Genomic DNA, 22,592 nt, shown 5'->3' on the forward strand with positions numbered 1-22,592 from the left:
CCTCCTCGCCACGCGCGGGGAGGGCGGTTTTTCGTTGTCAGTAGTAGAAGTGCAGCGTGTCGAGCAGCCGGTGGTCCGGCTTCGGGTCGCCGAGCTCGATCGCGACCTCGGTGATCAGGGCCTGCGTCAGCGCGGTCAGCGCGGTCAGCGACCGCCGGTGCGAAACCCCACTGGTCTCCGCGAACAGCCCCACCTCCGCGAACTCCACCAACGGCGACGCGGCGTTGTCGGTCAGCGCCACCACCGGCAACCCGGTTTCCTTGGCATACCCCGCCACCCGCACGGTGTCCGCGGCATAGCGGCGCACCGAGAACACCACCAGCAGCTCGTCCTCGCGCAGTTCCTTCAGCTCGTCGGGCAGCGAACCGCCGCCCAGCTGGTGCACCGCGGGCAGGATCTCACCCAGCCGCTGCGCCGCCAGATCCGCCACCGGCCGGCACTCCCGCAGGCCCATCACATGCACGCGCGGCGCCCGCGCGACCAGCTCCACCGCCCGCAACCACGACGCCCGCTCCAGGTGACCGAACGTGCGCGCCAGGTTGGTCTGTTCCTGTTCCAGCGTCGCGGAGAGCAGGCCGCCCGGTTCCGCCTCACCGGCGTGCTCGGCGCGCCGCGCCACCTGCGCCTGTTCGGCCACCCACGCGCGGCACAGCTCCATGATGTCGGGATATCCGGGCAGCCCCAGCGAGTTCGCGAACCGCGTCACCGACGACTCGCGCACCTCCAGCAGCCGCGCGGCCTCGGTGATGCCGCGGTAGGCCGTGCCCTCCGGGTCGGCGAGCAGCAGGTGCGCGATGCGCAGCTGCCCGGAGACCAGTTTCGGCAACCGGCTCCGGAGCAGCTCCGCCAGCTCCTGGTAGCTCCCCGGGGCCTTCACACGCGCAACTCCACGACGGTGACGCCGGCGCCGCCGACCGGATCGTCCATCGCCATCAGCGCGGCCGGTGCTTCGTCCAGCGTGATCCGCCGGCCGATCAGCGCATCGAGGTCCATTGTGGATCGTTCGATCACGGCGAGCATCTCCGGGTACTCGTGGGCCTGGATGCCGTGGCTGCCGAGGATTTCCAGTTCGTCGGCGATCACCCGGTGCATCGGGATCGGCGGCACGCCCCGCCCCGGCGGCATCAGCCCGACCTGGACGTGCCGGCCACGCGGGCGCAGGCTCGCCACGGAAGCCGCGCAGGTCTGCGGCAGGCCGACGCAGTCCAGCGACACGTGGGCGCCGCCGCCGGTGATGTCACGGATGGCGGCGGCGGTGTCCTGCGCAGCGTCGACCGTGGCTTCCGCGCCGAGTTTCGTGGCCAGCGCGAGGGCTTCCGGCGAGAGGTCGACGGCCACGACCCGCGCGCCCGCGGCGACGGCGAGCATGACCGCGGAGATGCCCGCGCCGCCGCAGCCGTGCACGGCGACCCACTGCCCGGCGGTGGCCCGCCCCTGCCGCAGGACGGCGCGGAAGGCGGTGCCGAAGCGGCAGCCGAGGGCGGCGGCCGTGGTGGATCCGAGGCTGTCGGGGAGGCGGACGAGGTTGACGTCAGCGTGGTCGAGGGCGACCAGCTCGGCGAAGGATCCCCAGTGCGTGAACCCGGGCTGGGTCTGGTTCGCGCAGATCTGCTGGTTGCCGGTGACGCACTGCTCGCACGCGCCGCAGGCGCACACGAACGGGACGGTGACACGGTCACCAGGTGACCAGCGGCGCACCCGGTCGCCGGTCGCGACGATCCGGCCGGCGAGTTCGTGACCGGGCACGTGCGGGAGGGTGATGTCGCTGTCGTGGCCGCGCCAGCCGTGCCAGTCGCTGCGGCACACGCCGGTCGCCTCGACCGCGACGACCACGCCGTGTGGGGCGGGTGACGGGTCGGGCAGGTCGCGGACCTGCGGTGTTGCCCCGAACTCGGTGAAGACGACTGCGCGCACCCCGACACCCTACGTGGCTTCAGCGGCCGAAGCGCAGCGTCAGAAGACGGCCACGCTCAAGGCCTGCGCGATCTCCTTGCCCAGAGCGTGCGTCGCCGCCCCGGCGCCCGACCCCACCTTCACCACCAGTGAACCGCCGAACGGCTGCCGCTCGACGACCTCGATCCGCTCCCCCAGCGCGATCGCGTGGTCGGCGAGGTAGCGCAGCATGTCGGGATCGGTGTCCCACACCCGCACGATCTGCCCGACCGCGCCCGGTTCCAGCTCGTCGAGCAGGCGGGTCGGCACCTCCTCGACGCTGCCGTCGGCCGCGGGGATGGGGTCGCCGTGCGGGTCGCGGACCGGGTTGCCGAGCTTGGCCGCGATGCGCTCGATGAGCCGGTCGGAGACCGCGTGCTCGAGCGCGTCGGCCTCGCCGTGGACCTCGTCCCAGGTGTAGCCCAGTTCCTGGACCAGGTAGGTCTCGATGAGCCGGTGCCGCCGCAGCACGCCCCGCGCGAGCCGGCGGCCCTCGGGGGTCAGCTCGATGCCGCGGTAGGGGACGTGCTCGACGAGGCCCTGCTGGGCGAGTTTGGTGACCATGCCGGACGCCGACGAGGGGCTCACCTCGAGGCGGCCGGCCAGGGTCGTGTTGGTGACGGCCTCACCGCGCTCGACCAGGCCGTAGATGACCCGGATGTAGTCCTCGATCGACGAGGAGGGCGAGCGGTGCGGACTGTCAGGCATGCTAATAACTCTACGTGCGGTCCCGGCGGGAGTCAGCCTTGCCTAACTTCCCGGTGACCAGCGGTAGCGGATCCAGCCGGGGACCGGTTGCGCGCCGAGCTGGGCGTAGAAGGCCGCTGCCCGCTCGTTGCCCTCCTGCATGTCCCACTCGACGCGCCCGTCGGTGCGCGCCCGCAGGGCGGTGAGCAGTTCGTTGCCGAGCCCGTGGCGCCGGTGTTCGGGGCGGATGTAGAGGTCGTCCAGCCAGATGCCCGGGCGGCCCTCCCAGGTGGAGAAGTTCCAGGAGCAGAAGGCCATCCCCGCGACGACGTGGTCACCCGGCGGCTCCGCGATGAGGACCCAGGCCTTGGGCTCCGGACCGAACAGGTGCTTGGTCATCTCGGCGCGGTCCAGGGCGAGGGAGTCGTTGCCCTCGTAGCGGGCGTGCTCCTCGATGAGCGCGCAGATCTCCTCGACGTCGCCGACCTCGGCTTCTCGTACGGCCATGTGACCCATGCTATGCGGGGATTACGCCCAACCGGAGGCGGTGCCTGATCCGGTCACGCTAGTCTCTGCTTGAACTGCGTTCCACACAGGGGGTAGGGGACAGATGACCGAGGGCAACGGGCAGGCCCCGATCGGGCCGACGGTGGGCGCGGGCCTGAGCGCCGCGGGAGGCGCCGGGTACCGCTTCGACCCCGACCAGATCGCCGCGCTGATCCCGAAGTGGGAGGAGTTCCGCGACGACATCTACCGTGACTACGTTCGGTTACAGACGGCCTGGTCCGACGCGACTGCACCCTCACCTGATCAGCCAGCGGTTCGCAATGCGACGCAGACACAGTCATCCATAAAAGCGGCTATGGACCACAACAGGGCGATGCTCACGTACGCCCAGACGTGGATCGATCACCTCAGGAAGGCGAACGGAACCTACGTCGAACAGGACCAGGAGGCCGGACGGGGTCTGTATGGTGACTCCAGCAACACTGATGGTCACGGTCTGTACTGAGAGGGAGAGCGCATCATGAGGCAACCGATCCGGACCGTGACAGCGGCTCTGGTCGCGCTGCTAGCTGCGGCGGCGTGCTCGCCATCCGGGGGAACCCCACAGAGCACGACGAATGGACCAGCGACCGGCGCGCCCACTCCATCTCAGGCCAATGGACGTGATGTGGCCCCTGCTGTCAATGCCCCACTTGATGCAACGGCCTTCGCTTCGAACGCATGCAAGAGCCTGACAAAACCGCAGACGGAGGAGCTGGGGATCTCCTCCCAGGGCGAGCAGATCGAGCCCAGGGACTGCAGCTGGAAGTTTGGCGCCACTCTCGACTGGGTGGTGCAACTCTTCTACACCACCGTCGAAGGCGGTTTGCAAAATGACTACAACAAGCACGCCGCTGGCGCCTACGACAACGGCGGGTATTTCGAGCCGACGACCATCACCGGCTACCCCGCTGTCTTCAGCAATCTCTCCGACTTCCGCGCCAGCGGAACCTGCGATTTGAATGTCGGGATCGGAGGCGACACCATCTTCCACGTGACCGTCACCGGCCCGGCTGGTAAAGACAATTGCAAAGCCGCCTCCACGGTGGCCGCGAACGTCATCGAGACCATCAAGACCGGGGGAGAATGATGACCGGAGCTGTCCTCGGGTCGGCCGCCTCTCTGGAGTCGATGAGCGGCCAACAGATTTACGACAACTTTCACAACGCTCCTGGTCCGGTCGGCCTGCAGAACGCCCAGCACAACGTTGGTGCTGTTATGAAGCAGTACGAGGTTCGCAGCAGGCAGATCACCTCGCTCATCGGTCTGATGGAAGAAGGCTGGACCGGCAACGGCGCTGATGCGGCAAAGCACAGTGTCTCCGCGTTGGCTACTGCTCATTCGGGTGCTGCTGCGGCCATGAAGACGGCCAATGACCTCATCGAAAGCCAGAGTCAGGCATTCTTCGACACCAAGAACAAGGTCGTCCCCGTTCCCGAGGTTCCGGAGGCTCCTCCGGCGCTCAAGGAGATCATCGGCGACACGAGCAGCGGCTGGAGCCAGATGGCGAAGGTCGCGGCGGCCAATGCGGCTGCCAAGCAGAACGTCGAGGCCATGCAGGTCTGGTCGACGACCTCCGGTGACAACGGTGCCCGGATGCCGACCACCTACGGCACCCTCGACGCCGGCGTGCTCGGCGTCTCCCAGGGCGCCCAGCCCGGCGGCAGCGTCGACATCCAGAACAAGCCGACCAGTGACGGGCCGAGCTTCGGGGGCGCTGGGGGTGCCTCCCGAGGCGGCGGTGGCGTCACCGGCGGCACCTCGTCCCTGTCGGGGCCCTACCAGGCCCCCACCGGGCAAATCCCCGCCGACGGGCGCACCGTCGCCTCCGACGCGGCTTACGCGCCGCCCGCCGCGGCGTCCTACAACCCGCCCCAACAAGGCGGGTACGGCAGCAACAGTTACGGCACGCCCGGCGGCGGCGCGTACGGCGTGCCCGGCTACGGCAGCACCACCGGATACCGCGGCGCCAACCCGGCCGGCGGGCGGTTCGGGACGGGCACCGGCGCCGGGGCGGGCCGTGGCGGCGGCGTCGGCTCCGGCCGGGGCTTCGGTGCGGGTGGAGCGGGCCGTGGCGCGGGCTTCGGTCCCGGCAGCGGGAGCAACCCGCTCAGCGAGGGCAAGCGCTTCGGCGCCGGGAACCCCGCCGCGGCGGGCGAGTCGTTCGCTCGCGGGGGCGGTGGCGCGTCGGGGCGGGCCGGCGCTGCCGGGAGTCCGGGTGCGATGGGCGCCGGCGCGGGCAACCGGGGCAGGGGCGAGGACGACGACGAGCACCAGCGGAAGTACATCGTGGACGAGGACGAGCACTTCCAGCTCACCGCGGAGGGCGAGAAGGCCGTCGACCCGATCACGGGCATGACCGTCTCCCCGCCGGTCCTCGGCCAGTAGCGCCATGTGGTTCGCCGAACCGGAACGGTTCCCGGTCGACCTCCTCGCGGCCATGGTCGCCAAGGTCACCGGCGCCGAACTGCACCTCGCGCTCGCACCGCAGGCCGTGTGGCGCCCCGACGACGCCCGGCTCGCCTTCGACCGCACCGTCGAGGCCGCCCTCGCGCGCTACCACGTGCCCACCCGCGACGAGCCGACGTTCGCCGACCTCGCACGCCTGCTCACCACCCCCGCGGAGGCCCGGTTCGGGTGGCTGTCGGACACGACGACCGGGGTGAACGTCTCCACGCTCGTCGCCGCCGACCAGCGGTTCGGGGTTGTCGCCGTGCGGGAGGGACAGGAGATTTCGGTCCGGACCTTCCAGCGCGACCGGCTCAGCAAGGTGCTCGCCGACGTCCTCCCGCAGGGCGTACGCAAGTCCCCGGAGCCGTCGCTGACCGTGCTGCGCAGCGAAGTCCGGGGCGCGCGACAGGCGGAGATGAACGGCACGCGCCCCAGCCGCGCGGTGATGCGCGCGGACTACCTGGCGTCTCTCGAGCCGTACTTCATCGCCGAGCTGCACGCCGAGGTCCGCGACCACAGCGGCCAGCCGCGGCACCCGCGCTTCCCGCTGCGGGTGTACGACAACGCCGAGGGCCGCTGGACCGTCCTCACCAAGCCGCACTACGACGACCAGCTGCTCCACTTCGCGCCCGCCACGGCCGCCGACGTGGCCGACCGGCTGGACGACCTGCGCCGCGAGCTGACCTGACGGGACGCCCCTCGGCACTCGCGATCGCGCGAGTGGCGCTTTCGTGACGCCGCGAGAGGCACAGTCGCGTAGGACCGAGCCCGAGTGGGGCGGTGCGGCGGTCGTACCGGGTCGCGGCGGCGCGAGTGGTGCTTTTCGTAGCGCCACGAGAGGCACAGTCGCGTAGGACCGAGCCCGAGTGGGGCGGTGCGGCGTGCGGCGGTGCGGCGGTCGTACCGGGTCGCGGTGGCGCGAGTAGCGCTTTTCGTGGCAGCGCGAGAGGCACAGTCACGCAAGTGCCCGGACCGAGGTGGGGATCGAGGCTGCCGTGATGGCAGTCGCAACGGCACGAGGGGCACTCTCGTGCCGTTGCGAGAAGCACACTCGCGCAGTGTCGGCTCCCAGGGGTGTTTGAGGCAGCCGTTGCGACAGTCGCCATGGCGCGAGTGGCACGTTCGTGCCGGGCGAGAGGCACAGTCGCGCAAGCCCCGGGCCCACGCGGAGGCCGAGGCGGTAGATGCACCAGTCGCAGCGGCACGAGAGACACTCTCGCGCCATGCGAGAGGCACTGTCGCGCAGGCGGCGGTGACCGGGGGGCGGTCGTGCAGCAGCCGCAGCGGCACGAGTGGCACGTTCGTGCGGAGCGAGAGGCACACCCGCGCCGGTGCCGTCTCCCAGAGGGGATCGAGGCGGCCGCTGCGCCAGTCGCCATGGCGCGAGTGGCCCTTTCGTGCCGCGTGAGAGGCACCGTCGCGCAGGTGACGGGCCAGGCGGGGACCCGGAGGGGCCTGCAGCAGTCGCAGCCGCATGAGGGGCGCCTGCGGCAGTCGCAGCCGCATAAGGGGCGATCTCGCGCGGTACGAGCGGCACCCTCGTCGAGGGCCAGGCCCGGGTGGAGATCGAGCCGGTAGACGCGGCAGTCCTAGCCGATCGATCGATCGGTCGGCTACTCTCCTTCCATGACCTCGGTGGACCTCGAGATCGACGACGGTGTCGCGCGCATTTGGCTCAATCGGCCGGAGCGTCTCAACGCCGTCGCGCCCGTGCTTGTCGACGACCTGCTCTCCGCGCTGGATCGGGTGGGCGATGCGAAAGCCGTCATCCTCGCCGGGCGGGGGCGGGCCTTCTGCGCGGGCCACGACCTGAAGGAAACGCCCGCCGGGGACTCCCGTGCGCGCATCGAACGCCTGCAGGACGTCACGCGCCGCCTGCGGAGCATTCCCCAACCGGTCATCGCGGCCGTGCACGGGTACGCCATCGGCGCTGGGGCGGAGTTCGCGCTCGGGTGTGATCTCGTTCTCGCCGCTGAGGACGCCGTCTTCGCGTTTCCCGAGGCCGGCCTCGGGCTCAGCGTCACCGGCGCCGCGTCCCGCCTGCTGCCCCTCATCGTCGGGCCGCTCAAGGCGAAGGAACTCCTCCTCCTCGGCGAGCGCGTCGACGCCCGCACCGCCCACGCGCTCGGCCTCGTCAACGCCGTCGTCCCCGACGTGCACGCCACCGCGCTCGACTGGGCCCGCCGCATCCCCGCCCACCCGGCCACCACCCTCGCCAAGCGCGCCCTCGACGCGGGCATCGACAGCGCCCTCGAACAGGCCCTCGAACTCGAGGTCAGCCACGCCCTGATCACCGAGCACCTCCCCGAGAACGCCCTCGGCAGCCGCGCATGATTCCGGATGACCTTGTGGCCCTCACCCGTCGTGCGGCGCGGTTGTGGCCCGGCCGCACCGCGTGGCTCTTCGACGAAACCGCCACCAGCCTCACCTTCGCCGACATCGACCGTGAGACCGACCGTCTCGCCGGAAGTCTCCACGCTCTCGGCATCGAACCGGGCGACCGAGTCGCCGTCATGCTGCGCAACGAGCCTGCCTTTCCCCTGCTCTGGCTCGCGCTCGCCAAGTGCGGGGCGGTCCTCGTCCCCGTCAACACCAACTACCGCAAGCTCGACGGCGCCCACGTCATCCGCCACTCCGGCGCCCGCCTCGCCATCGCCGCGCCCGAATTCACCGACCTGCTCACCCGCATCGGCATCCCCACCCGGACCCCGGACGACCTGCCCGCCGGCCCACCACCCGAACACCACCCGGCCGCCGAAGCACCCACCAACATCCAGTACACCTCCGGCACCACCGGCGCCCCCAAGGGCTGCGTCCTGCCCCACCGCTACTGGACCACCCTCGCCCGCAGCCTCGTCGACGACTTCCCCCACCTCACCGGCCAGGACACGATCCTCACCGCCCAGCCGTTCCACTACATCGATCCACAGTGGAACGTCGCGGCCGGGCTCGCCGCGGGCGCGAAGCTCGTCGTGCTCGACCGCTTCCACCCCACGACCTTCTGGCCCAAGGTCCGCGAGCACGGCGTCACCTGGTTCTACTGCCTCGGCCTCATGCCGACGCTCCTGCTCCGCCAGCCCCCACACCCCGACGACACCCGACACGCCGTCCGCTCGGTCATGGCCTCCGCCATCCCCCGCGACCTGCACGCCGACCTGGAGGCCAGGTGGGGCGTCCCCTGGTACGAGGCGTTCGGCATGACCGAAACGGGCGGCGACATCCGCGACCGCCCGGAGGACCACCGGCCCGGCAGCGGCTGCATCGGCCGCCCCATCCGGGAACGCGAGGCGATGATCGCCGACGAGGACGGCAACCCGGTGCCCCGCGGCGGCACCGGTGAACTGCTCATCCGCGGCGTCGGCCTCATGCACGGCTACCACGACGACCCCGAAGCGACCGCGCGGGCGTTCCGGGGCGGCTGGTTCCACACCGGCGACCTGGCCACAATGGACACCGAGGGCCGCATCCACTACGTCGGCCGCACGAAGGACATGATCCGCCGCAGCGGCGAGAACATCTCGGCCGACGAGGTCGAACGCGCCCTCCGGCAGCACCCCGCCGTCGAGCTGGCGGCCGTCATCGCCGTGCCCGACGACCTGCGCGGGGAAGAGGTCAAAGCCTTCATCGTGCCGGCCGCGGACACCACCCCGGACGAGCTGGCCGAGTTCTGCGCCACCCAGCTCGCCTACTTCAAGGTCCCGCGCTACTGGTCCCTCACCACCGACCTGCCGCGCACCCCGTCGGAGCGCATCGCGAAGGGCAAGCTCGCCGCCCTGGACACCCCGACCTACGACCGGGTGGCGCAGACGTGGCTCTGACCACCGAGCAACGCGTCCACCGCGCCGCGGTCAAGCTGTTCGCCGCCAAGGGGTTCCACGGCACCGGCATCCGCGACCTGGCCCAGGCCGCGGGGATCTCCAGCGCCAGCCTCTACCACTACATGGGCACCAAGGAGGACCTGCTCGTCGGCATCATGCGGGAGTGCCTCGACCGGCTCCTGCTGGCCGCGCGTCAGACGCTGGACACCATGGACGAGCCAGCCGACCCCGCCGACGCGCTGTCCGCCCTGGTCACGCTGCACGTCATGGCCCACGCCGCCCAGCCCGACGAGACCCGGGTGGTGGACAACGAGGTCAGCGCCCTGTCCCGGCCCGCGCGGCGGTGGATCGTCGGCCTGCGGGACGAGTACGAGGACATCTGGGCCACCACCATCGCCAAGGGCGTCGCGGCCGGCGTGTTCGACGCCCCGGAACCGGCCGTGACCAGGCTCGCCCTGCTGGAGATGTGCACCGGAGTCGCCCGCTGGTACTCACCGCGTGGTCCACTGCCGCTGGACCGCCTCGCCGCCCGATACGCCCAGCTCGCGCTGCGCATGCTGGGCAGCCCGTCACCCCCGGGTGGGAAGGCCGCCGAACGGGCCCGCGAGGTCGCCGCCCAGGTGTGGCGCATACGGCCCTAGCTGGGGTCTTGCCGACTCGGCCGGGCTGAGGGACCCTCGAAGGGTGACTGAGCGAACGATCCAACTGGAATTGGATGAGCAGGGTCTCGCACTGGGCCTCCCTGCCCCGTCCCACCCTCAGGATCATGTACACGATGTGCCCTACCGCCCCGTCCAGTTCCGTGACGACGACCTGCCCACCGCGCTCGAGCGCTGTGCGCACTGGCTCAGGTCGGCACAGGAGTGGCTGGGCGAGCCGGTGGATGTGGTCTCCATCCACCTCGACTACGACGACCGCGAAGGCGCGCCGTACTACGACCTGAAACTCCTCTGCAACGAGGAGGACCTGGCCGGGGCGCCGCGCGCACTGCGGGACGCCGCCAACGAATCCTGAGGTAGTTGTCAGATCCCTCGGGGCCGCCTCCGGACAAGTTCCGGGGGCGGTCCTGAGGGTTGTTCTCAGCCCAGCGCGCCGCTGATCTTGACGTGGCCCTTCAACAGGTTGCGGGCGATGGTGCGGCGCTGGATCTCGTCGGTGCCCTCGTAGATGCGCAGCAGCCGCAGCTCGCGGTACCACCGCTCGATCGGCAGCTCTCGCGTGTAACCCATGCCACCGTGGATCTGCAGGACGCGGTCCACGATCTCGTTGGCCTTGATGCCGCCGTACAGCTTCGCGATCGACTGCGCGTGGCGGGAGTCCATTCCGGAATCGACCTGCCAGGCCGCGTGCAGCACCAGCCAGCGCAGCGCTTCCAGCTCCACGCCGGAGTCGGCGATCATCCACTGGATCGCCTGCCGGGTCGCGATCGGCGCCCCGAACGTCTCGCGCGTGTTGGCGTGCTCGATCGCCATCGAGATCAGCCGCTCGCAGGACCCGATCGCGCGGGCCGGCAGCAGGTAGCGGCCGCGGCCGATCCACTGCATCGCCAGCGCGAAGCCCTGGCCCACCTCGCCGAGGATCTGGCTCTCCGGCACCCGCACGTCGTCGAACACCAGCGACGCCGGGCCCCACTCGCCCATGGTGTCGATCGGCTCGGACTTCCAGCCCATGTCGCGGTCGACCAGGAAGCAGGTGACGCCGCCGTTGGCGCCCTTCTCCGGGTCGGTGACCGCGAACACCATCACGAAGTCGGCCTCGTTGCCGCCGGTGATGAACGTCTTCTCGCCGTTGATGATCCAGTCCGCGCCGTCCTTGCGGGCCGAGGTGCGGATGTTCTTCGCGTCCGACCCGGCGCCCGGTTCGGTGATCGCGAAGCACGACTTGCGGTCGCCGGCGATCGTCGGGAGCAGGTAGCGCTCCTTCTGCTCGTCGTTGGCGTGGAACAGGATGTTGTCCGCCGCGCCGCCGAAGCGGAAGGGCACGAAGGTGCGGCCCAGTTCGGCCTCCAGGAGCGCGGTCATCACGGCCGACAGGCCCATGCCGCCGTACTCCTCGGGGGTCTGCACGCCCCAGAAGCCGGACTCCTTCGCCTTGAGCTGAAGCGCGGTCAGCTCGTCCGAGGTGAGGCCGGGTTCGCCACGGCGTTCGCGGCGCAGCACCTCCTGTTCGAGCGGCATCAGCTCACGCTGCACGAACGTGCGCACCCAGTCGCGCACTTCCCGCTCTTCGGTGCTCAAGCTGAAGTCCATCGTCGGCCCTCCTACTAAGCGCTTGCTTACCTGTCAGGCTAGCGCACGCCGCTCGTCACCGGAATGGAGTTCGGTGAGGAACCCTCGCAGCACGGCGGTGACCTTGGCCGGTCGTTCGACCGGCGGGAGGTGACCGGCGTCCGGCAGGTCGAGCCGCCGTGCCCCGGTGATACCCGCGCTGAGCAGGGCAGATACCTCCTGGATCTCCGGCACGTCGAGGAGACCGTTGACCACCAGCGTGGGTGCCACCACCTCACCCAGCCGGCCGGTGGGGCCCGGTTCCAAATGACGTTCGGTCCGCTGCGGCCCGGTCCAGGTCCGCCGGAAGACGCCGCGGAGCATGTCGAGGACGAGTTCGGACGGTTCCGGCACCAGGAACCGCGCCTGGGCCACCGCCATCGCCTCGACGTCGGCCGGGTCGGGCTCCCGGGTCCGCGCCGCGTAGGCGCGCAGCCGCTCGGCCGGGACCGCGCTGTGCACCTCGCGCGCCGCGCGGGCGCGCATCGACTCCGGCCACTCGCGCCCGGACAGGCCCGAGCAGATCAGCACCAGCCCGCTGACCCGGCCCGGGGCCGCGAGTGCGGCTTCGAGCGCGTACGACCCGCCCATCGAACAACCGACCAGGGTCGCCCGGTCGATGTCGAGCGCGTCCATCAGCCCGAGGAGGTCCGCGTAGTGGCGGTACTCGCCGGCCGCGTCCCCGGACCCGCCGAAGCCGCGCTGGTCGTAGCGGATCACGCGGTACTGGCCGGCGAGCCCGTCGAACTGGTCGTCCCACATGCGCCGGTCGCCCGCGCCCGCGTGCACGAAGATCACGGCCGGGCCGACGCCGGCCTCGTCGTAGGCCAGGTCGGCCCCGTTGACGTGAACCAGGTTCATGACGGCCAACGTAGGCGGATCATCCGCTGCTCGCGCCCGTGTTCGCGCACCGCGTAGGTTGGGGGCGTGATCGAGTGTGCGGTGTGGTGGGCGGTTCCGCTGCCGAACGACCCCGGGTACCTCGGCCTGCTGGACGACGTGGAACGCGGCCGCCACCGCGCCTACCGGCAGGAGATCGACCAGCGGCGGTTCCTCACCGGGCGGGCGCTGGCCAAGACCGTCGCCGCGGAGCTGCTCGGCCGCGCCCCCGCCGAGGTGACGTTCGACGCCACCTGCGACGACTGCGGCAAGCCCCACGGCAGGCCGCGCGTGCCCGGCGCCGGGTTCGACCTGTCCATCTCGCACTCCGGCGAGCGGATCGGGGTCGCGGTGACCAGCGGTGTACCGGTCGGCCTCGACGTCGAGACCGCGACTCGCCGGGCGGACGACTCGCTGATCGCCTACGCGCTGAACGAGACCGAGCAGGCGGCACTGGACGGCCTGACCGACGCGGAGCGGGTGGCCGCGTTCTTCCGGTACTGGACCGGCAAGGAGGCGCTGATGAAGGCCACCGGGCGGGGGCTGCGGATCCCGTTGCGGAGCATCACGCTGGCCGGCCCGGACGAGCCGCCCCGCCTGGTCGCCTCGGCCGACCCCGCGCTGGATCCGGTGCGCACGCGTCTGCACGACCTGGACCCCGGCGAGGGCTACCGCGCGGCGATCGCCGTGCTGGCGGACGAGGACCTGAAGGTCACCGAGCGCTGGTGGGCGCCTACCTAGAGGACTGACCGCCGGCCGGCAACGGCAGGCAACCCGCCTCCCGAGCCACCCCTCTCCCGCAACCCGATCCCCAGCCAAATCGGTTGCTGAGCCACCGGGTCAAGGCACGCTTTCCCGCCTTGACGCGGTGTCTCGGCAACCGAACACTGAGAGATCGGGTTCGGGAGGTCACAGCTCCAACCCCATAGCCCGCAGCAGCGTCTGGAACTTCGCGGACGTCTCGTCCAGCTCGGCCTTCGGATCGGAGGCCGGCACGATTCCCCCGCCCGCGTACAACCGCAGGCGCGACGCGGACACCTCGGCACACCGGATGGACACCGCCCACTCGCCGTCACCCCGGGCGTCCATCCACCCGATGGTCCCGGCGTAGTACCCGCGGTCGAACGGCTCCAGCTCGCCGACCAGCTGCCGCGCGTCCTCGGTGGGCGAGCCGCAGATCGCCGGTGTCGGGTGCAGCGCGCCGGCCAGGTGCAGCGCCGTGACGTCCGGGTCGGCCAGCTCCCCGGTCACCATCGTGCTCAGGTGCCACATCGTCGGCGTGGACACCAGCGACGGCGTCCGCGGCACGTGCAGGTCGCGGCAGAACGGCCGCAGCGTCTCGACGATCGCCTCGGTGAGGACCTCGTGCTCGATATGGTCCTTGCGCGAGGACGCCAGCCGTTCGGCGTTGTCCCGGTCGGTGACCGGGTCGGCCGAACGCGGCGCGGAACCGGCGTGCGGGTGCGACACGACCCGCCGTCCGCTGCGGGACAGCAGCAGCTCCGGCGTCGCGCCGATGAGCGACCGCGACCCGGGCAGGGCCGCGGCGAACGTGTAGCCGTGCGGGTTGTCCTTGACCAGGTTGTGCAGCACGGCCTTGACCGGCACCTCGCCCGGGAACTCCAGGTCGAGGGCACGCGCGAGCACGACCTTGCGCATGCCGCGCTCGGCCAGCACCCGCACGGCCCGCGCGACCGCCTCCGCGTGGGCGACCGGTTCGGGCACGGCGTGGATGGCGTCCGGACCGTCGACGGTCAGGCGGGGCAGGCCGGCGGCGGCGGGGTGCGCGGGAGCGGCCACGTAGGCCGTTTCCGGCACGACGAGGTGCCCGGGCGTCGCGGTGGTGTCGAAGGGCAGGACACCGACCGCGAGCGCCCCCGGGGTCCCGGCCAGGGCGGCCGGGACCGCGTCACCGAGTGCCGACACGTCGGTGTCGGTGAAGGTCAGCCGAGAGCCGGACCCGAAGATCGTGTGCCGTGAGGTGGCGAAGAAGAAGTCGCCTGGCGTGTATTCCTCGAGCGTCTCTGCGGCATCCACACCCCCATTGTGCTCCCGCTCCGGCGGCGGCGAGCGAAACTGTCACGGGCGCAACAGTTCGCCGCCGACCTGCGGAAACGCGTTACTTGAGGGCGTCGATCAGTGCCGCGCGCTGGCGCTCGCCGAGGCCGCCGGCCCGCCGGTCCGGGTCGATCCCGGCCTTCTCCAGCAGCGCGGCCACCTTGACGGCACCGAGCCCGGGAACCGCCTTCAGCAGCTGGGTGACCTTGGTCTTGCCGATCGTCTTGTCGTCCTTGGCCTTCGACAGCACCGTGTCGATGGACTGCTGACCGGACTTGATCGACGCGAGCAGCTCGGAGCGAGCCTTCCGGGCCTCGGCCGCCTTGGCCAGGGCCTCCGCACGCTGCTCCGGGGTCAACGTGGGCAGAGCCAACGTAGTAGTCCTTCCGTGTGTCGGATATCCGCTCTCGCGGCGACGGCTGGCACCCAGCGAGGTGCTTGCTCACGCAAGCGCTGGCCAGGCCGTCTGGTCCACGCGCCCAGTAAACGCCACCTGGGCCGATGCCGCGACACCGACACGCGAGGAAACCCCCGGTCGGGGCGGGGGCGGCCGGTTCTGGCGACGGGCGGTGTCTTCCACTTAGAGTGACCGCAGACACGTTCATCGCCGAACTTCACCGCGCGGGAGTGCCCATGCTGAGCACGATGCAGGACGGACAGCTTTCCCTTGCCAACCTGCTGGAACACGGAAGCCGGGTGCACGCCACCAGTCAGGTGACGACCTGGACCGACCAGGGTCCCCGCCGCGAGACGTACGCGGATCTGGGCCGTAACGCGGCGCGACTGGCGAACGCGCTCCGTAGTCTGGGGATCACCGGCGACCAGCGCGTCGGCACGTTCATGTGGAACAACGCCGAGCACCTGGCGGCCTACTTCGCGATCCCCGCGATGGGCGCGGTGCTGCACACCCTCAACATCCGGCTGTTCCCCGAGCAGCTGACGTTCGTCGCCAACCACGCCGAGGACCAGGTCGTGCTGGTCGACGGCTCGCTGGTGCCGCTGCTGGCCAAGCAGCTGCCGGAGCTGAAGACGGTCCGGCACGTCATCGTGGCCAACGGCGACCCGGCGACGCTCCAGGCGCCGTCCGGGGTCGAGGTGCACTCCTACGACGCGCTGCTGGCCGCCCAGCCGGACACCTTCGACTGGCCGGAGATCGACGAGCGCTCGGCGGCCGCGATGTGCTACACGTCGGGCACGACCGGTGAGCCCAAGGGCGTCGTCTACTCGCACCGCTCGATCTGGCTGCACTCGATGCAGGTCTGCATGACCGACAGCATGCAGCTCTCGCCCGCCGACCGGGCCCTGGTCATCGTGCCGATGTTCCACGCCATGTCCTGGGGCATGCCGTACGCGGCGATGATGGTCGGCGCGTCGCTGATCATGCCGGACCGCTTCCTGCAGCCGAAGCCGCTCGCGCAGATCCTGGCCTCGGAGAAGCCGACGTTCGCCGGTGCGGTCCCGACGATCTGGCAGGGCCTGCTGCAGCAGCTCGAAGCCGAGCCGCAGGACATCTCGCACCTGCGCGAGGTGGTGGTCGGCGGCTCGGCCTGCCCGCCGGCGCTGATGCACACCTTCGAGGAGCGCTACGGCGTGCCGATCCTGCACGCGTGGGGCATGACCGAGACGTCCCCGCTGGGCAGCGTGGCCCGCCCGCCCGCCGGCGCGACCGGTGAGCAGGCGTGGCAGTACCGGTACACGCAGGGCCGGTTCCCGGCGTCGGTGCGCGCCCGGCTCATCGACGACGACGGCAACGTGCTGCCGTGGGACAACGAGTCCGTCGGTGAGCTGGAGGTCGCCGGCCCGTGGATCGCGGGCGCCTACCACGGCGGCGCGGACCCGGAGAAGTTCCACGACGGCTGGCTGCGCACCGGTGACGTGGGCAAGATCAGCCCGGACGGCTACCTGACGCTGACCGACCGCGCGAAGGACGTCATCAAGTCCGGCGGCGAGTGGATCTCCTCGGTCGACCTGGAGAACACCGTGATGAGCCACCCGGCGGTCGCCGAGGCCGCGGTGATCGGCGTGCCGGACGAGAAGTGGGACGAGCGGCCGCTGGTGGCGGTCGTGGTCCGGGAGGGCCAGAGCGTGACCGCGGAGGAGCTGCGCGAGTTCCTGTCCGACAAGGTCGCGAAGTGGCAGCTGCCGGAGCACTGGACGTTCATCGACGAGGTGCCCAAGACCAGCGTCGGCAAGTTCGACAAGAAACGGCTGCGCGCCTTCCACTCGCAAGGCAAACTCGACGTGACGCACTTCTGATGTTCGCCCGGAGGCCATCCGCGTCGGCTTCGATGCGGATGGCCTTCGCACACCTGGGGGATGCATGGGAATCAGCAGGCGGCAGATGCTGGCGGCCACGGGCGCGGCCGGGCTCGGGCTGGTCGTCGCGGCACCGTCGGCGCAGGCGCTCGACCGGGCGCTGCGGGAGAGCACCCGGCGCGCGATCGGCACGGCGGGCACCACGCTGGACAGCGTCGCGACCCCGGTCGACGGCGCCGCTGCCTACACGCGGCTGACCGGCGGGCCGGGCTGGCCGCTGGTCGTGCGCGAGGACCTGGTGGCCGGGACGGCGGGCCGCGACGACCGGCGCGTCGCGCTCACCTCGTTCGTCCAGTTCACCGATCTGCACATCACCGACTCCGAGTCGCCGGCGCGGTTCGAGTACCTGCACCCGCTGATCGGCTCGGCCCACCGTCCACAGGAGACACTGGGCTCCGTGGCCACCGCGGCCTTGGTGGACCGGGTGAACAGCCTGCGGCGCGGCCCGTTCACCGGGCGGCCGTTCGACTTCGTGATGACCACCGGCGACAACACCGACAACCACGAGCACCTGGAGCTGGACTGGTTCCTCGGCGTGCTCAACGGTGGCGAGGTCACCCCGAACTCCGGCGACCCGGAGCGGTACGAGGGCGTGCAGGCCTCCGGGGACCCGCTGTACTGGAACCCGGACCGTCGGCTCGACGGCGACTGGTCGGCGTTCCCGGTGCTCCCCGGCGTCCTCACCGCCGGCACCCGCACGTTCACCTCCGCCGGCCTGGACGTGCCGTGGTACTGCACGTTCGGCAACCACGACGACAGCATCGTGGGCAGCCTGCCGGACCTGCCCGGGATGGCGCACTGGTACACCGGCCGCTACAAGGTCGTCGGCAAGGACTCGGGCACCGCGCAGAAGCTGGCGCGGGCCATCCGCACGCCGGGCGCGAGCGTGCCGGTCACCGAGCTGTTCGGCGGCAGCGGCACGATCCGCGAGATCACGCCCGACGAGCGCCGCAGGCCGTTCACCACGGCCGAGTTCGTGCAGGCGCACCTCGATCCGGCCCACACCGGTCCCGGCCCGGAGGGCCACGGCTTCACCGGCGGCAACGCCGACGGCATCGACGTCTACTACACGTTCCGCATCGCGCCGGGGATCACCGGCATCAGCCTGGACACCACCACGCTCGCCGGGTTCGCCGACGGCTCGATCGGGCTCGGGCAGTACCGGTGGGTCGAGCAGACGCTCAAGCGGGGCAGCTCGGTGTACTACGACGTCTGGGGCAACCGGGTCACCCGCTCGGTCACCGACGAGCTGTTCATCCTGTTCAGCCACCACACGTCGGACACGATGGGCAACGTCCTGCCCGACGCGCGCCACCCGCTGGAGCCGCGCCTGACCGGGGACGCGTTCGTCGCGCTCCTGCACCGGTTCCCGAACGTGCTGGCGTGGGTCAACGGGCACACGCACGAAAACCGCATCACGCCGCGCCCCGGCGCGACCCCGGCGCAGGGGTTCTGGGAGATCAACACCGCGTCGCACATCGACTTCCCGCAGCACGCGCGCGTGATCGAGGTGGCCGACAACGCCGACGGCACGTTGTCGCTGTTCACCACGCTGATCGAGGCGCAGGCGCCGTACGCGGCGGACTACGGCGACACCTCGCCGGCCGCGCTGGCGTCGCTGTACCGGGAGCTGTCGTTCAACGACCTGCACGCCGACCCGGCCCGCACCGGCGCGGCCGCCGACCACAACACGGAGTTGTTACTGGTCCACCCGTTGCGGTAGGAACGGATCATGACTCAGCTCGACGAGGCCGGGACGGCGTTGTTCCACCAGTCGATGCCGTTCTCCGAGCGGCTCGGCATCGAGGTGCTGGAGCACTCGAAGGACGTCGTCCGGGCGCGGCTGGCGTGGGACGCGACCCTGTGCACGATCGGTGGCGTGCTGCACGGCGGCGCGTTGATGGCGCTGGCCGACTCGACCGGTGCGGTGTGCGCGTTCCTCAACCTGCCCGAGGGCGCGCAGGGCACGTCGACGATCGAGTCGAAGACGAACTTCCTGCGCGGGGTGCGCGAGGGGCACGTGACCGCGACGGCCCGGCCGCTGCACGCCGGGCGCAAGGTGGTCGTGGTGGAGACCGAACTGCACGACGACGCCGGCAAGCTCGTCGCGAAGGTGACGCAGAGCCAGTCCGTCCTCTAGCGACGCCTCATGACCGGGCGGTGGCAGGGTCGCCGTAGGACACGTCCCCGCCGCCCACGAAGGGCAGCAGCCGCTCGGCTTCCTGCTCCAGAGCCGCCCGATCGGCTGCGCGCAGCGGGCGGAACGGGGTGAGCCACAGCGTTCCCGCGTCGAGGGACCAGGTTCCGCGCACCCGGCCGTCCACCAGGATGGTGGGCCGCACCCGCGCCTGGCCGGGCATCACCCGCTTGCGGTCCTCGTCGCTGATGACCCGGGTCCGGTCGGCGTGGCCGAGCAGGGCGTTGTCGAAGGCGGGCAGCAGCCGCACCGGAGCGGGTGTTTCGGGGTCGGGCAGCTCGGCGTCGGCCAGATCGAGCAGTTCCCCGCCGTCGGGGCCGGAGTAGCGGCGCAGTTCGGCGCGCATCTCCGCGACGACCTCGGCCAGGCGGGTCAGTCCGCACCACGCCTGGACGTCCTTCACCCCGGCGGGGCCGAAGGCGGCCAGGTAGCGGCGGATCAGCTCCTTGGCGGCGGTCGCCGTTGCCGCCATCGGCTGTCCCAGCCAGGCCTCGGCTGGCGTGACCGAGACCCCCGACCGGTTGCCCCAGGAACCCCACGCGCCGGTGGCCACGCCGTGGACCAGAGGAGTGCGCAACTCCAGCTCCCCGGCCAGGTTCCGGCCGTCGCGCCCCGGATGGCGTTCGGCCGGCCGCCGGGCCAGCTCCTTGCGCGACAGCGTTCCTCCCGCGAGCAGTTCGAGTCCCTCGGCCACCAGGGACGCGGGGTCCGGGCCGGTGCCGTTCCGGCTGAAGTGGGGCGAGCCGGCCGTGCGATCGAGCACGGGCTGCAGCAGCGGCCGCAGCCGACGGAAGTCGTCGGCCGCGGCGAGGTGCTGGGTGCTGCGGAGCAGAGCGGAGCGGACCACCTGCCGGTCCGCCGGCAGCGCGGTGAGCTGGGACTGCGTGAAGGCGTGGATCCTGCTCCACAACCCGACATAGGCCCAGTTGGGCTCCTGCGCCTGCACCGCGACCAGGTGCCGGATCACCTCCAGCGGGGTGCGATCGGTGCGCCGCAACAGGAACTGGCGGTCCATCAGCGCCCGGTTCAGAGCCCGGAGGGAGAGTGTGGTCACGACAGCCGCACCGAGACGTTGCCCCGGTAGGAACCCCGCAGCAGGGCGAGGAACGCCTGCGGCCCGTCCTCGATCCCACCCTCGACCACGGTCTGCGGGTAGACGAAGCGGCCCTCGCCCAGCCAGCTGCTGAAGTGCTCACGCCAGGCCGCGATCTGCTCCGGCGTGTGGTAGCAGGAGAACGGCAGCAGCTCGACGCCCCTGGCCCCGGCCGCCGCGCGATCGGGCGCCGGACAGCGCTGCGCCGCGTCCCCGAGCTGGCTGGACAGCGAGCCGCAGAGGGCGAATCGCGCGCCAGGCCGGGCCACCTGCAGCGCGCCCTGGTACTGCTCGCCGCCCACGACGTCGAAGAAGGCCGAGATGCCCTCGGGCGCCAGCTCCCGCAGCCGGTCGGCCGCGGAGCCGTCGTGGTAATCGAAGGCGGCGTCGAATCCGAGCTCGTCGACCAGGTAGTCGACCTTCGCCGGGCTGCCCGCGCTGCCGATCACCCGCGCCGCGCCGAGGCACTTGGCGATCTGCCCCGCCAGCGAGCCGGCCCCGCCCGCCGCACCGGAGACGAACACCACGTCGCCTTCGCCGACGGCCGCCACCTCGGCCATCCCGTAGTAGGCGGTCGGTCCCTGGCCGAGGTGGTAGCCGGGGTCGGCGAAGAGGTCCCGATCGAGCTTGACGTACGAGCCGGCCGGGCCTGCCGAGTACTCGCTCCAGCCGGTCATCGACTGGACCAGGTCGCCGGCCTCGAGTTCGGGGCTGTCCGACCGGACCACGGTGCCGATGGCAGCCACCCCGACCCGCTGCCCCGGCTGCCAGGCCGGGACCGGGAGGGTGCAGTCGGCGCGCACCAGGACCTCGCCGTCCACCTCGGCCGTGGCGACGGTGAAGTGGCCGAGCCCGGGGGCGCCGGTGACCTGGGCGGTCAGCTGGATCTCACGGGCGCGATCATGTTCTGTCCTCGTCTCGCGGGTGGCCGCCGAGATCGACCCTAGAAAGGCTTCCGGCCAGTTTTTGACCGGAACTCGCCGGCCGCGCACTTCACCCGGGCGCACCTCATGGTTGGCAACTGGTTTACACCACCGCCGCGGCGGGTGAGAATTTGCGGATGACCCGCGCTCTGCTCGCCGTGCTGGCCGCCGCCATGATGGCGACCGTGACCGTGCAACCCGCGTCCGCCTCCCCCGGCCGCACCGGCGACGAGGCGATCGACTACCACTCATGGGCGCCGGCCGGTCCGTTCGCGCCCGCCGGTGTCGAGTCCTACGCGGGCCGGGACTACGAGCGGTCGCAGTGGACCTCGCCGTTCCACGCACCCGGCTTCGACGCCACCGAACTGATCGCGTCGTGGAACGCCCGGACTCCGCCGCGGACGTGGATCCAGGTCGAGGCGCAGGCGCGGACCGCGACCGGCGAGGAGACCGCGTGGTACGTGATGGGCCGCTGGGCGAGCGGGGACGAGGACATCGAGCGGACGAGCGTCGAGGGCCAGGACGACGCGCACGCGCGGGTCTCGGTCGACACGCTCGTGATGAAACCCGGCGTGTTGCTGCGCTCGTACCGGCTGCGGGTCTCGCTCTACCGCGTCCCGGGCACGCGCGCGACGGCTTCGGTCAGCGCGGTGGGCGCGATGACGTCGAACGTGCCGGACCGGTTCGAGGTGCCGGTTTCCCGACCGGGCAAGGCATCCGGCATCGAGCTACCCGTGCCCGCGTACGCGCAGAACATCCACAAGGGACACTTCCCGGAGTACGGCGGCGGCGGGGAGAGCTGGTGCAGCCCGACGTCCACCGAAATGGTCGTCGAGTACTGGGGCCGCCGCCCACGCGAAGAGGACATGACCTGGATCCCCGCGGACTACCCGGACCGGACGGTCGACTACGCGGCCCGCTACACCTACGACCACACCTACGAGGGCACCGGGAACTGGCCGTTCAACACCGCCTACGCCGCCACCTTCGGCCTGCGCGGGCACGTCACCCGGCTGCACTCGCTGACCGAGCTGGAGGACTACATCGCCCGCGGCATCCCGGTCATCACGTCGCAGTCCTTCCTGGCGGACGAACTCGACGGCGCGGGCTACGGCACCGCCGGGCACATCATGGTGGTCATCGGGTTCACCGAGAACGGCGACGTCATCGCCAACGACCCGGCCGCGAACACCAACGACAACGTGCGCACCATCTATCCGCGGGCCCAGTTCGAGAACATCTGGCAGCGCACCAAACGGCACACCGCCGACGGTTCGGTCGCGAGCGGTCCGGGCGGCGTCGTCTACCTGATCACGCCCTGACCGCGCCGACGGGGACATCGAGGCCAGAGCGCTTACTGGTAACTGGTGAACCCGTTCGGGTCACGGCGGTCGCCTCCTGCGCGATCGTCTAATATCGCCCGCC

At 71.2% G+C, this 22,592-nt stretch carries 23 protein-coding genes; 13 read left to right on the forward strand and 10 right to left on the reverse strand.

Annotated elements, in window-relative coordinates; genetic code table 11:
- Positions 1-37: 37 nt before the first annotated feature.
- From L1857_RS33460 to L1857_RS33475, 4 genes are read right to left on the reverse strand one after another with little or no spacing between them, the layout of a single operon-like run.
- Positions 38-877, reverse strand: a complete 840-nt coding sequence (locus tag L1857_RS33460; protein ID WP_116111557.1) for a MurR/RpiR family transcriptional regulator — start codon at positions 875-877, stop codon at positions 38-40.
- Positions 874-1,914: a zinc-dependent alcohol dehydrogenase family protein gene (locus L1857_RS33465; protein WP_116111558.1), complete on the reverse strand. Its 1,041-nt coding sequence runs from the start codon at positions 1,912-1,914 to the stop codon at positions 874-876. Before L1857_RS33465 ends, L1857_RS33460 begins: the two co-directional genes overlap by 4 nt.
- Before the next feature lie 39 nt (positions 1,915-1,953).
- Positions 1,954-2,640, reverse strand: a complete 687-nt coding sequence (locus L1857_RS33470; protein ID WP_094004440.1) for a metal-dependent transcriptional regulator — start codon at positions 2,638-2,640, stop codon at positions 1,954-1,956.
- 42 nt (positions 2,641-2,682) lie between these two features.
- The gene (locus L1857_RS33475) at positions 2,683-3,126 is read right to left on the reverse strand and encodes a GNAT family N-acetyltransferase (protein WP_094004439.1); all 444 of its coding nucleotides are present in this window, start codon (positions 3,124-3,126) and stop codon (positions 2,683-2,685) included.
- A 103-nt stretch (positions 3,127-3,229) separates the two neighbouring features.
- Between L1857_RS33475 and L1857_RS33480 the strand changes: the two genes are divergently transcribed.
- From L1857_RS33480 to L1857_RS33515, 8 genes are all read left to right on the forward strand, one after another.
- Positions 3,230-3,631, forward strand: coding sequence for a hypothetical protein (locus L1857_RS33480; RefSeq protein ID WP_116111559.1), 402 nt, complete (start codon positions 3,230-3,232; stop codon positions 3,629-3,631).
- A 15-nt stretch (positions 3,632-3,646) separates the two neighbouring features.
- Positions 3,647-4,255, forward strand: a complete 609-nt coding sequence (locus L1857_RS33485; RefSeq protein ID WP_116111560.1) for a DUF3558 family protein — start codon at positions 3,647-3,649, stop codon at positions 4,253-4,255.
- 128 nt (positions 4,256-4,383) lie between these two features.
- Positions 4,384-5,553 carry a hypothetical protein gene (locus L1857_RS33490; RefSeq protein WP_240323272.1) on the forward strand — a complete coding sequence of 390 codons (1,170 nt, stop codon included), beginning with the start codon at positions 4,384-4,386 and terminating at the stop codon, positions 5,551-5,553.
- Between the two features lie 4 nt (positions 5,554-5,557).
- Positions 5,558-6,304 carry an ESX secretion-associated protein EspG gene (locus L1857_RS33495; RefSeq protein WP_094004436.1) on the forward strand — a complete coding sequence of 249 codons (747 nt, stop codon included), beginning with the start codon at positions 5,558-5,560 and terminating at the stop codon, positions 6,302-6,304.
- Between the two features lie 938 nt (positions 6,305-7,242).
- Positions 7,243-7,950, forward strand: a complete 708-nt coding sequence (locus L1857_RS33500) for an enoyl-CoA hydratase/isomerase family protein (RefSeq protein ID WP_116111562.1) — start codon at positions 7,243-7,245, stop codon at positions 7,948-7,950.
- Positions 7,947-9,434, forward strand: a complete 1,488-nt coding sequence (locus tag L1857_RS33505) for an AMP-binding protein (RefSeq protein ID WP_116111563.1) — start codon at positions 7,947-7,949, stop codon at positions 9,432-9,434. Before L1857_RS33500 ends, L1857_RS33505 begins: the two co-directional genes overlap by 4 nt.
- Positions 9,425-10,075 carry a TetR/AcrR family transcriptional regulator gene (locus tag L1857_RS33510; protein ID WP_116111564.1) on the forward strand — a complete coding sequence of 217 codons (651 nt, stop codon included), beginning with the start codon at positions 9,425-9,427 and terminating at the stop codon, positions 10,073-10,075. Before L1857_RS33505 ends, L1857_RS33510 begins: the two co-directional genes overlap by 10 nt.
- 43 nt (positions 10,076-10,118) lie before the next feature.
- Positions 10,119-10,448, forward strand: a complete 330-nt coding sequence (locus L1857_RS33515) for a hypothetical protein (protein ID WP_026153533.1) — start codon at positions 10,119-10,121, stop codon at positions 10,446-10,448.
- Between the two features lie 65 nt (positions 10,449-10,513).
- On the opposite strand, the gene L1857_RS33520 is transcribed toward L1857_RS33515, so the two are convergent.
- Both L1857_RS33520 and L1857_RS33525 read right to left on the reverse strand, forming a co-directional pair.
- Entirely contained in the window at positions 10,514-11,683 is a 1,170-nt protein-coding gene (locus L1857_RS33520) for an acyl-CoA dehydrogenase family protein (protein ID WP_094004432.1), read from the reverse strand.
- A 33-nt stretch (positions 11,684-11,716) separates the two neighbouring features.
- Positions 11,717-12,562 (reverse strand): alpha/beta fold hydrolase, encoded by an 846-nt coding sequence (locus L1857_RS33525; RefSeq protein ID WP_116111565.1) that lies wholly within the window; start codon positions 12,560-12,562, stop codon positions 11,717-11,719.
- A 66-nt stretch (positions 12,563-12,628) separates the two neighbouring features.
- Between L1857_RS33525 and L1857_RS33530 the strand changes: the two genes are divergently transcribed.
- Positions 12,629-13,321 carry a 4'-phosphopantetheinyl transferase family protein gene (locus L1857_RS33530; RefSeq protein WP_094004430.1) on the forward strand — a complete coding sequence of 231 codons (693 nt, stop codon included), beginning with the start codon at positions 12,629-12,631 and terminating at the stop codon, positions 13,319-13,321.
- Between the two features lie 168 nt (positions 13,322-13,489).
- On the opposite strand, the gene L1857_RS33535 is transcribed toward L1857_RS33530, so the two are convergent.
- Positions 13,490-14,617 (reverse strand): isochorismate synthase, encoded by a 1,128-nt coding sequence (locus L1857_RS33535; RefSeq protein WP_249467261.1) that lies wholly within the window; start codon positions 14,615-14,617, stop codon positions 13,490-13,492.
- Between the two features lie 82 nt (positions 14,618-14,699).
- Positions 14,700-15,011: an integration host factor, actinobacterial type gene (gene mihF, locus L1857_RS33540; protein WP_026153534.1), complete on the reverse strand. Its 312-nt coding sequence runs from the start codon at positions 15,009-15,011 to the stop codon at positions 14,700-14,702.
- A 260-nt stretch (positions 15,012-15,271) separates the two neighbouring features.
- On the opposite strand from mihF, the gene L1857_RS33545 reads away from it, so the two are divergent.
- The 3 genes from L1857_RS33545 to L1857_RS33555 all read left to right on the forward strand — a co-directional run bounded on the left by L1857_RS33545 (position 15,272) and on the right by L1857_RS33555 (position 19,094).
- Positions 15,272-16,894, forward strand: coding sequence for a long-chain fatty acid--CoA ligase (locus L1857_RS33545; protein ID WP_094004428.1), 1,623 nt, complete (start codon positions 15,272-15,274; stop codon positions 16,892-16,894).
- Between the two features lie 85 nt (positions 16,895-16,979).
- Positions 16,980-18,677, forward strand: a complete 1,698-nt coding sequence (locus L1857_RS33550) for a TIGR03767 family metallophosphoesterase (protein WP_094004533.1) — start codon at positions 16,980-16,982, stop codon at positions 18,675-18,677.
- A 9-nt stretch (positions 18,678-18,686) separates the two neighbouring features.
- Positions 18,687-19,094, forward strand: coding sequence for a PaaI family thioesterase (locus L1857_RS33555; protein ID WP_027933891.1), 408 nt, complete (start codon positions 18,687-18,689; stop codon positions 19,092-19,094).
- A gap of 7 nt (positions 19,095-19,101) precedes the next feature.
- On the opposite strand, the gene L1857_RS33560 is transcribed toward L1857_RS33555, so the two are convergent.
- Positions 19,102-20,205 carry a winged helix DNA-binding domain-containing protein gene (locus L1857_RS33560; RefSeq protein WP_116111569.1) on the reverse strand — a complete coding sequence of 368 codons (1,104 nt, stop codon included), beginning with the start codon at positions 20,203-20,205 and terminating at the stop codon, positions 19,102-19,104.
- Positions 20,202-21,236 (reverse strand): MDR family NADP-dependent oxidoreductase, encoded by a 1,035-nt coding sequence (locus L1857_RS33565; protein WP_205413308.1) that lies wholly within the window; start codon positions 21,234-21,236, stop codon positions 20,202-20,204. The genes L1857_RS33560 and L1857_RS33565 overlap by 4 nt, the downstream gene beginning before the upstream one ends.
- 68 nt (positions 21,237-21,304) lie before the next feature.
- Here L1857_RS33565 and L1857_RS33570 point away from each other — a divergent pair, with 68 nt between their 5' ends.
- Positions 21,305-22,489 carry a C39 family peptidase gene (locus L1857_RS33570; RefSeq protein ID WP_116111570.1) on the forward strand — a complete coding sequence of 395 codons (1,185 nt, stop codon included), beginning with the start codon at positions 21,305-21,307 and terminating at the stop codon, positions 22,487-22,489.
- Positions 22,490-22,592 lie beyond the last annotated feature (103 nt).

The organism is Amycolatopsis thermalba (assembly GCF_023376025.1).
GTDB lineage: Bacteria > Actinomycetota > Actinomycetes > Mycobacteriales > Pseudonocardiaceae > Amycolatopsis_E > Amycolatopsis_E thermalba.

What these genes read in the sequence shown, in the direction of transcription:
- L1857_RS33470 (WP_094004440.1), bottom strand. Translation starts at nt 2,640, where the DNA reads ATGCCTGACAGTCCGCACCGCTCGCCCTCCTCGTCGATCGAGGACTAC.
- L1857_RS33475 (WP_094004439.1), bottom strand. Translation starts at nt 3,126, where the DNA reads ATGGCCGTACGAGAAGCCGAGGTCGGCGACGTCGAGGAGATCTGCGCG.
- L1857_RS33480 (WP_116111559.1), top strand. Translation starts at nt 3,230, where the DNA reads ATGACCGAGGGCAACGGGCAGGCCCCGATCGGGCCGACGGTGGGCGCG.
- L1857_RS33485 (WP_116111560.1), top strand. Translation starts at nt 3,647, where the DNA reads ATGAGGCAACCGATCCGGACCGTGACAGCGGCTCTGGTCGCGCTGCTA.
- L1857_RS33490 (WP_240323272.1), top strand. Translation starts at nt 4,384, where the DNA reads ATGAAGCAGTACGAGGTTCGCAGCAGGCAGATCACCTCGCTCATCGGT.
- L1857_RS33495 (WP_094004436.1), top strand. Translation starts at nt 5,558, where the DNA reads ATGTGGTTCGCCGAACCGGAACGGTTCCCGGTCGACCTCCTCGCGGCC.
- L1857_RS33500 (WP_116111562.1), top strand. Translation starts at nt 7,243, where the DNA reads ATGACCTCGGTGGACCTCGAGATCGACGACGGTGTCGCGCGCATTTGG.
- L1857_RS33505 (WP_116111563.1), top strand. Translation starts at nt 7,947, where the DNA reads ATGATTCCGGATGACCTTGTGGCCCTCACCCGTCGTGCGGCGCGGTTG.
- L1857_RS33520 (WP_094004432.1), bottom strand. Translation starts at nt 11,683, where the DNA reads ATGGACTTCAGCTTGAGCACCGAAGAGCGGGAAGTGCGCGACTGGGTG.
- L1857_RS33525 (WP_116111565.1), bottom strand. Translation starts at nt 12,562, where the DNA reads ATGAACCTGGTTCACGTCAACGGGGCCGACCTGGCCTACGACGAGGCC.
- L1857_RS33545 (WP_094004428.1), top strand. Translation starts at nt 15,272, where the DNA reads ATGCTGAGCACGATGCAGGACGGACAGCTTTCCCTTGCCAACCTGCTG.
- L1857_RS33550 (WP_094004533.1), top strand. Translation starts at nt 16,980, where the DNA reads ATGCTGGCGGCCACGGGCGCGGCCGGGCTCGGGCTGGTCGTCGCGGCA.
- L1857_RS33555 (WP_027933891.1), top strand. Translation starts at nt 18,687, where the DNA reads ATGACTCAGCTCGACGAGGCCGGGACGGCGTTGTTCCACCAGTCGATG.
- L1857_RS33570 (WP_116111570.1), top strand. Translation starts at nt 21,305, where the DNA reads ATGACCCGCGCTCTGCTCGCCGTGCTGGCCGCCGCCATGATGGCGACC.